Source organism: Galbibacter sp. PAP.153 (assembly GCF_037029175.1).
Lineage (GTDB): Bacteria > Bacteroidota > Bacteroidia > Flavobacteriales > Flavobacteriaceae > Galbibacter > Galbibacter pacificus.
Map to the genome: position 1 here is coordinate 155,437 of NZ_JAZEUN010000008.1, position 13,366 is coordinate 168,802.

Annotated in this window: 11 protein-coding genes; 7 read left to right on the plus strand and 4 right to left on the minus strand. The window is 38.9% G+C overall.

The features are described 5' to 3' along the window. Nucleotides 1-9: 9 nt before the first annotated feature. Both UXI14_RS07080 and UXI14_RS07085 read left to right on the plus strand, forming a co-directional pair. Nucleotides 10-3,468, plus strand: coding sequence for a methylmalonyl-CoA mutase family protein (locus tag UXI14_RS07080; protein WP_335965551.1), 3,459 nt, complete (start codon nucleotides 10-12; stop codon nucleotides 3,466-3,468). 115 nt (nucleotides 3,469-3,583) lie between these two features. Beyond that, on the plus strand, nucleotides 3,584-5,089 hold the full coding sequence (locus UXI14_RS07085) for an ATP-binding cassette domain-containing protein (protein WP_335965539.1): 1,506 nt from the start codon (nucleotides 3,584-3,586) through the stop codon (nucleotides 5,087-5,089). Nucleotides 5,090-5,162: 73 nt separating this feature from the next. Here UXI14_RS07085 and UXI14_RS07090 read toward each other — a convergent pair whose 3' ends face one another. Beyond that, complete coding sequence (locus UXI14_RS07090) at nucleotides 5,163-5,591, minus strand: hypothetical protein (protein ID WP_335965540.1); 429 nt, start codon at nucleotides 5,589-5,591, stop codon at nucleotides 5,163-5,165. A gap of 111 nt (nucleotides 5,592-5,702) precedes the next feature. On the opposite strand from UXI14_RS07090, the gene UXI14_RS07095 reads away from it, so the two are divergent. Beyond that, nucleotides 5,703-6,146, plus strand: coding sequence for an Lrp/AsnC family transcriptional regulator (locus UXI14_RS07095; RefSeq protein WP_335965541.1), 444 nt, complete (start codon nucleotides 5,703-5,705; stop codon nucleotides 6,144-6,146). A gap of 38 nt (nucleotides 6,147-6,184) precedes the next feature. On the opposite strand, the gene UXI14_RS07100 is transcribed toward UXI14_RS07095, so the two are convergent. Next, the gene (locus UXI14_RS07100) at nucleotides 6,185-6,748 is read right to left on the minus strand and encodes a DUF1543 domain-containing protein (protein WP_335965542.1); all 564 of its coding nucleotides are present in this window, start codon (nucleotides 6,746-6,748) and stop codon (nucleotides 6,185-6,187) included. Between the two features lie 192 nt (nucleotides 6,749-6,940). Here UXI14_RS07100 and UXI14_RS07105 point away from each other — a divergent pair, with 192 nt between their 5' ends. After that, on the plus strand, nucleotides 6,941-8,326 hold the full coding sequence (locus UXI14_RS07105; protein ID WP_335965543.1) for an alpha/beta hydrolase: 1,386 nt from the start codon (nucleotides 6,941-6,943) through the stop codon (nucleotides 8,324-8,326). A 40-nt stretch (nucleotides 8,327-8,366) separates the two neighbouring features. Then, a complete protein-coding gene (locus tag UXI14_RS07110) occupies nucleotides 8,367-9,104 on the plus strand; it encodes a class I SAM-dependent methyltransferase (RefSeq protein ID WP_335965544.1) in 738 nt (245 codons plus the stop codon). A gap of 19 nt (nucleotides 9,105-9,123) precedes the next feature. On the opposite strand, the gene UXI14_RS07115 is transcribed toward UXI14_RS07110, so the two are convergent. Continuing rightward, a complete protein-coding gene (locus tag UXI14_RS07115; protein WP_335965545.1) occupies nucleotides 9,124-10,353 on the minus strand; it encodes an MFS transporter in 1,230 nt (409 codons plus the stop codon). A 292-nt stretch (nucleotides 10,354-10,645) separates the two neighbouring features. Between UXI14_RS07115 and UXI14_RS07120 the strand changes: the two genes are divergently transcribed. Both UXI14_RS07120 and UXI14_RS07125 read left to right on the plus strand, forming a co-directional pair. Next, entirely contained in the window at nucleotides 10,646-11,308 is a 663-nt protein-coding gene (locus UXI14_RS07120; protein WP_335965546.1) for a DUF1684 domain-containing protein, read from the plus strand. Nucleotides 11,309-11,495: 187 nt separating this feature from the next. After that, the gene (locus UXI14_RS07125) at nucleotides 11,496-12,065 is read left to right on the plus strand and encodes a PAS domain-containing protein (protein WP_335965547.1); all 570 of its coding nucleotides are present in this window, start codon (nucleotides 11,496-11,498) and stop codon (nucleotides 12,063-12,065) included. 554 nt (nucleotides 12,066-12,619) lie between these two features. Here UXI14_RS07125 and UXI14_RS07130 read toward each other — a convergent pair. Beyond that, nucleotides 12,620-13,018, minus strand: coding sequence for a hypothetical protein (locus UXI14_RS07130; RefSeq protein ID WP_335965548.1), 399 nt, complete (start codon nucleotides 13,016-13,018; stop codon nucleotides 12,620-12,622). Nucleotides 13,019-13,366: the final 348 nt, after the last annotated feature.

The window sequence follows — 13,366 nt, forward strand, 5'->3', positions numbered from 1 at the left end:
TCATTAATGATGAAGCAAGTAAATCAGTATAAACCTAAGAATAAAGTAAGAATAGTAACCGCCGCTTCCCTTTTCGATGGACATGATGCGGCCATCAATGTAATGAGGCGCATTATCCAGTCCACAGGGGTAGAGGTTATTCATTTAGGGCACGACAGGAGCGTTGAAGAAGTGGTAAACACAGCCATTCAGGAAGATGTAAATGCCATTGCGCTTACTTCGTACCAAGGGGGACATAACGAGTATTTTAAATACATGCACGATTTACTTGAAGAACGGGGTGCTTCTCATATTAAAATTTTCGGTGGTGGCGGCGGCGTTATTCTTCCGCAGGAAATAAAAGAGTTGATGGATTATGGAATTTCCCGAATTTATTCACCAGACGATGGCCGTGAAATGGGCTTGCAGGGAATGATTAATGATTTGGTTGAAAGTGCCGATTTTCCTATTACCACTTTAAAAAAGCAAAAAAACATACAGCGGGATCTTTCAGAAAAAAATAGCAATACCATTGCCCGTTTGATTTCTTTGGCTGAAAATAACCATGACGAATTTTTAAAACTTTTTGCTGAAGTAAATTCAGAAAACAGCAACATCCCGGTCTTGGGAATTACAGGAACCGGTGGATCTGGAAAAAGTAGTTTGGTCGATGAAGTGGTACGTCGTTTTTTAAACGATTTTGAAGATAAAACCATTGGCATTATTTCCGTAGACCCTTCCAAACGAAAAACCGGCGGTGCATTGTTGGGAGACCGTATTAGGATGAATGCTATCAATAATTCGCGGGTGTATATGCGCAGTCTGGCCACAAGGCAATCCAATTTGGCCTTGTCCAAACACGTGGCAGAGGCCGTAGAGGTACTAAAGGCCGCCAAATACGACTTGATTATCCTGGAAACTTCGGGGATTGGGCAAAGCGATACAGAGATTTTGGACCACTCAGATGTTTCCTTGTATGTAATGACGCCCGAATTTGGTGCCGCAACCCAACTGGAAAAAATCGATATGCTCGATTTTGCCGACTTGGTTGCCATAAATAAATTTGATAAACGTGGAGCCCTGGATGCATTGCGGGATGTAAAAAAACAATACCAGCGCAATCACGGTATGTGGGACGCCAAACCAGATAATCTTCCCGTGTTTGGTACCATTGCCGCACAGTTTAACGATCCGGGAATGAATACGCTATACAGGAGCATAATGGACACAATTGCCCAAAAAACGGCTGCCAACCTTGCTTCTAGTTTCGAAATTTCTTCTGAAATGAGCGAGAAGGTATTTGTAATCCCACCAAATAGAACACGGTACTTATCTGAAATTGCAGAGAACAATCGTGCCTATGATAAAAAAGCAGAAGAACAGGCCGGGGTTGCCCAAAAACTGTATGGGGTTTATCAAACTATTTGCAGTGTTGCCGATGCAGAAATTAAACTATCAAAATATGGGCTTGATGTAGACGATATAAGTTTAACTTCAGCAAAAAACAAAGATTTCCTAAAACTGTTACTGGCCGAGTTCGACCGTGTTAAATTAAATTTGGATCCGCACCATTGGGAGACCATCACGAATTGGAACGAAATGGTATCTAAATATAAAGAGCCTATTTATAGTTTTAAGGTACGCGATAAAGAAATTAAGATTGAAACCCATACCGAGTCCCTTTCGCACACACAAATCCCAAAAGTGGCATTGCCTAAATACAAGGCTTGGGGCGATATTTTACGTTGGGTGTTGCAGGAAAACGTTCCCGGGGCATTTCCTTACGCTTCGGGGCTGTATCCGTTTAAGAGAACCGGCGAAGACCCAACCCGGATGTTTGCGGGAGAAGGCGGCCCGGAGCGTACCAACAGACGTTTTCATTATGTAAGTTTGGGCATGCCGGCCAAACGTTTATCAACAGCCTTTGATTCGGTTACCCTTTACGGTAACGATCCTGGTCACCGCCCCGATATTTACGGGAAAATAGGTAATGCAGGGGTTTCTATCTGCTGTTTGGATGATGCCAAAAAATTGTATTCCGGTTTTAATTTAGCCGACCCGATGACCTCGGTGAGTATGACCATTAATGGCCCCGCACCAATGCTCCTTGGTTTTTTTATGAATGCCGCAATCGATCAGCAATGCGAAATCTATATCAAGGAAAAGGGGCTGGAAAAAGAAGTAGAAGCAAAAATTGAGTCTATTTATAAAGAAAAGGGAACCGAACGGCCTAAATATCATAGCTTTTCACGTGCCGAAGGTGCCAAGGAAGAAGGACTTCCGGAAGGGAACAATGGCCTCGGACTTATGCTTTTGGGCGTAACCGGAGATATGGTCCTGCCAAAAGAGACCTATAAAGAAATTAAACAAAAAACAATCGCACAAGTACGCGGAACCGTACAAGCAGATATTTTAAAAGAAGACCAGGCGCAAAACACCTGTATTTTTTCAACCGAATTTGCCTTGAGGCTCATGGGCGATGTTCAGGAATATTTTATCAAAGAGAACGTTCGTAATTTTTATTCGGTTTCCATATCCGGCTATCATATTGCAGAAGCCGGCGCAAACCCCATTACACAATTGGCATTTACCCTGGCAAACGGCTTTACGTATGTGGAGTATTATTTAAGCAGGGGGATGGATATTAATAAATTCGGTCCAAACCTTTCTTTCTTTTTCTCCAATGGTGTCGATCCCGAATATGCCGTTATTGGTCGTGTGGCAAGAAAAATATGGGCCAAGGCACTTAAAGAAAAGTACGGTGCCAATGCCCGTTCGCAAATGTTAAAGTACCATATTCAAACCTCGGGCCGTTCCCTGCATGCACAGGAAATAGATTTTAACGATATCCGTACAACATTACAGGCATTGTATGCCATTTACGATAATTGTAACTCGTTGCATACCAATGCTTACGACGAGGCCATTACAACCCCCACAGAAGATTCCGTGCGCCGTGCCATGGCAATTCAGCTTATCATTAACAAAGAACTGGGGTTGGCAAAGAACGAAAACCCCATTCAAGGAAGTTTTATTATTGAAGAATTAACCGATTTGGTCGAGGAGGCCGTATTGGCAGAATTCGACAGGATAACAGAACGTGGCGGGGTCCTGGGCGCTATGGAAACCATGTACCAACGCTCCAAAATTCAAGAAGAAAGCCTGTATTACGAAACCTTAAAACATACAGGCGAGTATCCAATAATTGGGGTAAATACCTTTTTAAGTAGTAAAGGCTCTCCCACAATTATTCCTTCGGAAGTAATCCGCGCTACCGAAACAGAAAAACAACTACAAATAGGCACGCTGGAAAAATTGCACAAAACATACAAAACTGAAGCAAATGAAGCTATCGGAAAGGTAAAAGAAGCTGCAATCCATAATAAAAACATATTCGAAGCATTAATGAATGCCACCAAGGTTTGTTCATTAGGGCAGATTACCCAGGCCTTGTTTGAAGTTGGCGGACAGTACCGGAGAAATATGTAACCGTATAGCGTAGGCTTGCCAAAATATATGGAATGCTTTTCAATTATAAAATTTTAACCAAAAAGTTGGCTGTTTCTTCTTCAAAGCTCGAAATTTGTAGGGAAAAATAGTAGCAATGATAAAATCGGCAGTTGCAAAACCAATAACCGTGCACAATATGTGCCTTTCGGTAAAAGGGCACATCCTTCTGGAATACATAAACCTTAAAATAAATGCGGGTGGGGCCTTGGCCATTACCGGAGGATCGGGGAGTGGAAAAACCTCGCTGGCAAAACTAATATCGGGAAAGATAAAACCCTCAAAAGGTGTTTTGGAAAATACCAATAAAACGGTATTTGTTACCCAGCAAGATCAGTTTAGCCAACTTTCGGGTATGGCCAGTACCTATTACAGTAAAAGGTACGAGTTTCATGAATACGAAAAACAATTGGGCGTCAAGGCCTATTTAGAGCAGCTAAACAAAACATTTAACTATACCAGTGCCCCTATAGAAGATATCCCGTTGCTTAAAACATTTAATGTTGCCCATTTGCTGGACAGGAACCTCATGCAGTTAAGCAATGGCGAACGTAAAAGGCTTCAATTGGTATCGGCATTTTTTCAACGTCCGGAAGTATTGTTAATGGATCAGCCCTTTACGGGTTTGGACGTAGCCTCAAGAACACATTTATCGGCATACTTAGAGACCATTTCCAAAAGCGGTATAAGCATCATAATTATTTGTGGGGTTCAAGAGGTTCCCGACTTTTTTACACAGGTTCTGGTCCTTGAAAACGGTAAGGCAATAAAGACCGGGATCCCTTCAGAAATAAAAAAAATAAAACTTCCTTCAAAAAAAATAAATAGCACGATAGAGGTAGACAATTTGCTAAAAACACATGCCGAAACATACCAGACCATTATTAAAATGAAAGATGTTTGCGTAAGCATGAAAGGAAAAGGCATCTTGGAAAACATCAACTGGGAAGTCAAACCGGGCGATTGCTGGGCTTTATTGGGGCATAATGGTGCTGGGAAATCCACATTGCTAAGTTTGGTAACGGCCGATAACCCACAGGGGTACAATAACGATCTGGTATTGTTTGACAAGCAACGGGGCAGCGGGGAAAGTATTTGGGACATTAAAAAGAGCATAGGTTTTCTCTCTCCAGAACTGCACCTGTATTTCATGCGGGGCAAAGGCGTATTAAACAGCGTCCCCGGAATCTCAACACAGGCCGAAACATACAGTACGCTTACCTGTATGGATGCCATTATATCCGGGTTCAACGATGAGGTCGGCACGGTTTCCGTTCCAACCGGGCACCAAAAGGAGCTTGCCCTGCAATGGCTTACATTGGTAGGCCTGTTACATTTAAAAGAGGTTTTGTTTATCCATGCTTCATTAGGAGAGCAAAGGGTACTGTTGTTGTTAAGGGCATTAATTAAAAGCCCGGCTCTGTTAATTCTGGACGAACCCTGCCAGGGAATGGATGCCAGTCAAATTTTATATTTTAAACAGTTGCTGGACCACATATGCACTTCAAAGCACATTACTTTGGTATACGTTTCGCACAAAAAAGAAGAAATACCCAATTGTGTTACGAAGGTATTAACGTTAAGCAAGGGGCGGGTAATTTAAAATAAAACAGGGAGAAGCGTTTATTTTTAAGTAGTAATGGGCAAAAAGCGTGAAGTCTAGGAATAGGGGAACCTTAATTCTTATTACTAATACTTAATGCCCATTTATTTTGTAAATGTCCAAATTTGGTAACTTCTTTGCGCAATGTAGACAAAAATTCTTTACCATGGGCATGATTAGCTTCCAATTTTTCACAATAATGCAATAAAGCATTGGTTGTTCTCTTTATGGAAGATAGGGATTCTAGCTTTACATTGGGGTCTGGTGTGGCTTCTGCCATTGCAATTTTTGGGGCCAGGCCAAGCGAGGCCATTACCAGTTTGTCCGAAAACTGATCGGCAATATATTTAGAACGGTGCAAATCCAGTACCGATTTGTCGCCTCTCAGGTATTCAACAATCTGCCTGCTGAGCTTAAAAATATAAAGCGCTTTTTTGTACACCGGTAATTTGGTTACATTGCGCCTCCTGTAATGGTAGCGTTGGTAATGTTTTTTCATCATAGCTTCTTTTGTTCAAATTTACTACGGAAAACAAAAACATTAATTTCGGTTTTAAAGTATAAATTGTATTTTGCATTATAAATTAAAGTATTAATAGTTAATTTATTTAAAATGAAAATAGACGAGCTTAACTGGGCGATTTTAAGGCTTTTACAGCAAAATGCACGCTTCACCAATGCCGAAATCGGTAGGAAAATAGGCCTCTCGTCCCCTGCGGTTGCAGAGCGTATAAAAAAGTTGGAAGACGTAGGCGTTATCAGTGGTTATAAGGCAGAGGTAAACCACATACAAACCGGTTATCAGTTAAAGGCATTTGTAACCTTAAAGGCCTTTATGGGCAAATTAAAGCCCTTTCTCGATAAGGTTAAAGAATACAAAGAGGTACTTAACTGTTACCGCATTACCGGAAACGAAAACCTCGTAATGGAAGTTGTACTGTACGATCAATTTCATTTAGAGGAGTTTATAGATAGGCTCATAACCTATGGAGAAGTCCGCACGTCCATTGTTTTGTCCAACGTAATAGAAAACAACCCCATAGGAAAAAACCGTTAGGTCAAACAATACCATCTCCATTTAAATTTCCCTAAAAGCTACAGCTTGCTTATTTTTAAATACCCAATATGCAAAACATCTTCCTTGGCATGGTCTGTTTTGGTGTATTTTAGGCTAAAATTCTTTTTAAAAGCCTCCGGTAGCATGTCCTCGATATTATAAATATCGTCAATATCAACGCCATATTTATCGTCAACATGAGAAACGGCCCCTTCAAAACCACAATGCTTATAAAAAGTAGTGTTTTTGGCCTGTTTAATAGCTGCTGCCTTTGTGGGGGTTACCGCTAGGGTTTTATAATGGTATTCTTCAAATTCGTTTTCCTTATATCCGCCAAGGTTAATAAAAAACAACTGTTCTTCTGCGGTTGCCTTTTCTTCTCTTTTTTCAATCTCGATCAGGTAATTGTCAACAAGATTTACTTCCCTCCAGGCATCAATATGCATATGCCCTTTTGCCTCTGGCCAAAAAGCGTTCATGTGCGGCACCAGCTCTTTTAAAGAAGTGCCAATGCCAAAAAAAATATCATGTTGCTCGGTAAACCTTCCCTCGGGCTTACAGCCAAGCATGATCATGTACAATTTATATGTAGGTCTATCCATATACGTTTGTTTAAGGCTTCAAAGATATTGTATTTTTAAACTAATAAAAGAATTAAAGGCACGTACATATACAGTTGATGCCTTATTTTTTAGGCTTTGACAAAAAGTTTAGATAGGTTCGTTGTTAAATAACCTTTTTTATCAATAAATTTAGGGACATATTTTGGCTAGATTATTGATGGCAATACAGTTATGAAAAAAACACTTTTACTCCTTTTTATAAGCACCATAGCATTTTCACAAACAAGAGAGCCCAAGGCGGGCGAGCTTATAGATTTTGTTCCCATTACTGCTTCGTTAGACACCTATGCTGTTTACCTTCCCGTTAATTATACCCCAGAAAAGCAATGGCCGGTAATAATGGTTTTCGATGCTTCCGGCAGGGGCAAACTGGCCGTTTCCCGTTTCCGGGAAGCCGCCAATAAGTACGGTTATATAATTGCAGGTTCAAACGGAATAAAAAACGGCACCTATCAAGAAAACCTAAACATTGCCCGTTCTTTTTACAGCCAAGTTTTAAACAATTACAGTGTGGACCAAGATGCCATTTACCTTGCCGGGTTTTCCGGCGGCGCGCGTTTGGCAACAACCATAGCCGTTATATCCAAGCACGTAAAGGGCGTTATTACCTGTGGTGCGGCATTTGCCAATAACGATGCCTACATACCTAAAAAGAACAGTTTTTTGTTTGTGGGCATTGTGGGCGACGAAGATTTTAATTATCGGGAAATGACCAACTCTAAAGGTTACCTCGACAAATTAAAGTTCGATGCAGACCTGCTAGTATTTTCCGGCGGTCATGTTTGGCCTCCAGAAAACTACATTACCAAAGCCGTCCGTGTCATGTCGTTAAAGTCCATGACCCGCAATATTATCCCTAAAGACGAAAGCGCAATTTCCAAGTACTTTTCAGAAGATATGCAGTTCAACAAAGAATTAATAAACAAAGGTGCCATGTTGGTAGCATACAACGATATACAGGATATCATGAAAAACTACAGGTTTTATGTAGAAAAAGATACTATGAAAGACAGGCAGAAGGAAATAAAAAGAAGCAAGCTTTTTAGGTCCCAAAGAAACGATCAGTATTACATAAACGATGTCGAGTCTGCTTTTTACATGGATTATATGACCTACCTGCCCAGCGATATCAATTCGGGCGAGCTCGAATCCCTGGCCTATTGGGAAGACGAAATTAACACACTCAATAAAGAGTATGTCAATTCGGCCAACCTGCAAAAACAAAAAATGGGCAAAAGGGTACTAAGCTTTTTAAACGTTCTCCCTACCGAACTTGAAGAAAAATACAACGAAAACGATGGCCTGGACAACCTATTGTACATCAATATTTTTAAAACACTGGCCAACCCAAAAGATTATAGCGCTTACATAACCGTAATGCGTTATACGGTAACAAAAGGGGAGTATGGCATGGCACTTTATTACCTGGAAAAAATGCTGGACAATGGCTTTAAAGATACCGAAAGGCTTAACAACGAAGATGGCATAGCCCTTTTGCGCATCCAGCCCGAGTACAACGAGCTCTTGGATTCTTATGGGCTCAAAACCATGTACTAATTGTTTTATAATTAAATAGTTAAACAGCCAAACCAAAGCCATGAAAAAGAAAATCGACCGTTTTTCTACAGCTGCCAATTTATATCTTAAATACCGCCCGGTCTTTCCCAAAAAATTCCTTACAGAAATCTGTAACCTTGCAAACGGGTATGGCAATGCACTGGATGTAGGTGCCGGGAACGGTCAAGTGGCCATGGTTTTAAGCACATTCTTTAAAAATGTAGAAGCCATAGACATCAGTAAAGAACAATTAAACAATGCCGTTAAAAAAAGCAACATCCATTACCGTGTCTCACGGGCAGAACAAACACCTTTTTCAAGCCATCAGTTTAATATAATTACAGTGGGGCAGGCCTTTCATTGGTTCGATTTTAATGCCTTTTATAAAGAAGCGGCACGTATTATAAAACCAGGTGGCATATTGGCAATATTTGGCTATGGTTTAATAGAGGGTACCCCGTTTTTCAATCAAAAAATAAAAGCGTTCTACCAAAAAACAGAACCCTATTGGGATCCCGAGCGTACCTATATCGATGACCATTATAAAAATATAGATTTCCCGTTTACAGATATAGCACTTTCAAAACCATATTATATAGAAGTAAACTGGACGGCCGCTCAATTAAAAGGATATTTAAATAGCTGGTCGGCAATCAAGAAAATAAAGAAAGACAATCCGGTAGATGCCTTTATCAAAGAGATAACAACTGCACCTACCGAAAAGCTTACTTTAAAATTCCCGGTTTTTTATAGAATAGCCCGTATTGGCCAACAATAGGCACGGGTTGGCATACAAGCTATTGGCCAACAATGGCATTTTTTTCTTCAACAGACCTGGTAACGGTCTTTCTAAGGTACACAACCAACAAAGATCCAAGTACACCAAGAAAAATCATAACATACCATGTAAACTCAAATCCCAGCGCATCTATTAATTGCAGTCCCGAGTTGTGCCCAAAAATATGCGAAACAGAAAAGGCAATACTATACAAGGCCAGATATTCCCCTTGGTTGCCCCTCTTGGCCCTATTTAGCGCAAAGGCATTAGAAAACGGGAATACCAGCATTTCGCCAAAGCTCATTAAAGCCATCCCTATAATTAAAATACCTATCCAAGAAGTCATGTTTAAAACCACAAAGCTTATTATGGTAAGCAAAAAGCCTATCAACACGCTCGAAAGGGGCGTTAAAAACTTTTCTTCAAAATACTTGACCAACGGCATTTCAAAAACAAAGATCAAAAGACCATTAAGCCCGAGCAAAATACCAATTTCACTTTCGGTCAACCTAAATAGCTCCTTATAAAAAATCGGGATCGTAGAAAAGTATTGTAAAAATATAAACCCAAACAATACCATTGCAACAAAAAACACCCAATAAGGAATATCGCTGTAAACAGATTCTGGCGAATCGTTCTTTGCCGCGTCCAAAACCCGTGCTTTCTTGGGGTTTAAAACATTTAGCAACAACACACCGGCCAAAAGGCAGGTAATGCCATCTACCCAAAACAAACCATTATAGCCAAGCTTTGTAATTATAAGCCCACCTATGGCCGGGCCTGCCGAAAAACCAAGGTTAATGGCCAAACGTATAAGCGTAACAGACCGTGTTTTGTTCTGTGGCTTGCTGTAAGCACTCAAAGCAACAAATACGGCCGGCCTAAACATATCGGCCGCAAGCATAACCAAAAAAATACCAAAGCAAATGCCCCAAAAAGACTGCAAAAACTGTAGGCCAATAAAACAAAAGGCCGAGAGGACAAGGCTTAGCGCCATAACCCTGTAATACCCTATCTTATCCGTAAACTTTCCGCCCAGCCAAGAACCCACAACAGACCCCAGCCCGAACGAAGACATTATCCAACCCACGTCGCTCAACGTAAAGTGAAGCTTTTGGGTCAAGTACAAAGACAAAAAGGGAATCACCATCGTGCCCGCCCGGTTTATCAATGTTATTAAAGAGAGCCACCAAACTTCTCTGGAAAGCCCTTGAAAAGACGAAATATACCCTAAGTATAATTTTCTCATTACTGAATTGTTTTTTGATTGATGAATAATTAAATAAAAAAGCCCGACGTTTTTGGCGTCGGGCTTTTATATATGTTTATGTATGTAACATACTACGTCATATAAAAGCACCAACAGCTATACAGTTGCTTCACCATATTGGTTTTGTTACATGAAATAATACGTTCCATCATTTTTTCTTTGATTTATACCAACAAAGCTAAATAAAAAATCTATAAGTTGTATTTTTGAATCAATAAAATTCTGGCATTTTTATTTGTGCAAAAAGAAAACGGCCGTAAAACATTGGTATATGCAAAACATCTATAAAACTTTATTAATCTTCATTATCTTGTTCAGTGCTTGCAAAAGCGATAAACGCTATCACGATAACAATACAGATAAAAAAGCCCTTGCCGATAAAAAAACAGAAAATACGGTAAGCGGAATAAAAAAATTTCAAAAAGAATTAAATGAAGAATATGCCAACCCCGAAGAGTCCCCACTTACGCAAGAAGACCGGGAATCCTTCAACGGACTCGATTTTTTCCCAATAGATACCACATACCACGTAGTGGCACGGTTCGAGCGCACCCCCGACCAAGAACCCTTTTTAATGCCCACCACCACCAGCAGAACCTCAGAAGAGGTATTGTACGGTATCGTGCATTTCACGCTTCACCAAAAAGAATTTAAGCTAAACGTTTACCAAAGTACCCAGTTAAGAGAGACCCAGGAATATAAAGACTATCTTTTCTTGCCGTTTTCAGACAAAACCAATGGAGAAGAAACCTATGGCGGCGGTAGGTACATGGACCTTCGCATTCCCGAGGGCAATACCATTGTATTAGACTTTAACAAAGCATACAACCCCTATTGTGCCTACAATAAAAAGTATTCATGCCCAATCGTGCCCAAAGAAAACACCTTAAACTATGCCGTAAGGGCAGGAGTTAAAAAGTTTAAAAAGCCATAAAAAATGGCAAATGTTCTTTAATACAAGGCCATCTATATATATAATTATAAAATAGGTACAAACATTTTTTAAACACAGCTCCCAATAGCCATTTCAAGCAATAGGGTTAAAAAAAGCTTGTGGAAATTATTTAAGTTGAAGAAAACCTTGGTATCTTCATTTTCAAAAAATTAAAAACCTTAAACAGATGAAACATAATCTAAACAAGATGATGAGCCTGGATTTTTATGTATCATCTTTAAATGAAGAAGAATACAAAAAAATACATCCATCACTAAGGCAAACAAGCAACACATCAAAACTACCATTGGTAAGCTGGGACCTTCAAAATGAATACAATAACAATGAAGCGTCCATAATCCAGCAAGAAGAAGATATAAAGCAATTACGGCAACTGGCAAAAAAATTTAACTGGAAAAACAATCTCGAAGCAATCCTGCAAAACAACATATATGAAGCTTTGGTAGTAACTACGCTCCAAAAGGAAATAATATGGCTTAACAAAGGTTTTTTTTCCATGACTGGCTATAGCCAAAAAGAAGCCATAAATAAAACCCCCGCTTTTTTACAAGGACCAAAAACGCTAACAACAACAAAAAACAGGATACATAAAAAGCTTCAAGAACAAAAACCCTTTAAGGCCGTTATAACAAACTATAAAAAAGACAAAACAACCTATAAATGCCAATTGCATATATTCCCATTGCATGCCCATAAAGTAACACACTTTTTAGCACTGGAAAAACAGGTAATATAACCATAGGCAAACCTATAAAAACAATTAAGGTTACCATTTTTAAAGTCACCTCCCTTATTACCATTACCCAAAACAACAAAATGCACAAACCCAGAGGCATTCACAATAACAGCGTTCCACACTCCTGCAAGGTTTCCAAAACCTTGTAGGTATTTTTAAATCAAAATAAAACACAAATAAATCAATACAAATTCAGCGTTCGATATTCCTATAAAATTTCCAAAACCTTGTAGGTATCAAGTAGCAGAAGAAACCACACCTACAAGGTCAAAAAAAGATCTTGCAGGAGTTTCGGTTATTATAATAATAAAAAGGAAAATCCTATAAGCATCTATTATATCAGCGTTATACAATCCTGCAAGGTTTCCAAAACCTTGTAGGTATTTTTAAATAAGAGGAAAACCTCAATAAGCAAATACAAATTCAGTATTATCTATTCCTATAAAATTTCCAAAACCTTATAGGTATTATGTAATAGAAGAAACCACACCTACAAGGTCAAAAAAAGGCCTTGCAGGAATTTCGGTTATTATAATAATAGAAAGGAAATCCCTTTATCTTTTTAATGAAGTCTCTGCAACCCTTCCCTTTAGTTTATGCCTGTTAAAATCAAGGTTTTTGCCAGAATTGTTTCTTTTTGCAAACCATAGATAAATACCGGTAGACAATATAGACAACCCAACAGCACCAGCAAAACCAGATAAATAATAACCAAAAATGGCACTTACAATAAAAAGAACGGCAAAAATAACCATACGGTTAATAATAATTTCTGCAAAAGAATAATCAACAGCCCTTATCTTATCTACATGATATTCGGTATCCTTATGGCAAGCACTGCATGTTAAGGTAAACGTATCGCCAAACTGTTTGGCATAATCAATTCGGTTATCACTATGGTTAGGAGCATTCATTTCATTTTTGCACAGTGGGCATCTTACAATAAGTTTCATAATAATAGATTTTTAGGTTGGGTATAAAAATAGGGTTTTTAATGTAAAAATATTCGTTATACAACAATTAATTGCTATATGGAATAACTTATAAACCTATAAAAAAGAATAGCTCATACAATATTTTATAGTGTATTTTCATTTATTTTTAAAACCTAAACCCTTTTATATATAACAAATACAAAGTATTTTACTGTTTTATATGAATTTATTTTATATAATATACACCATATTAATAGAAAATAAGTATATTGCCAGTCTATAAATATTAAAACAGATAAAAAAATGAGTACCACTTACGAAACAGGACACGCAAAAAGACTAGCCATGTTCAACGAGTTAATAATA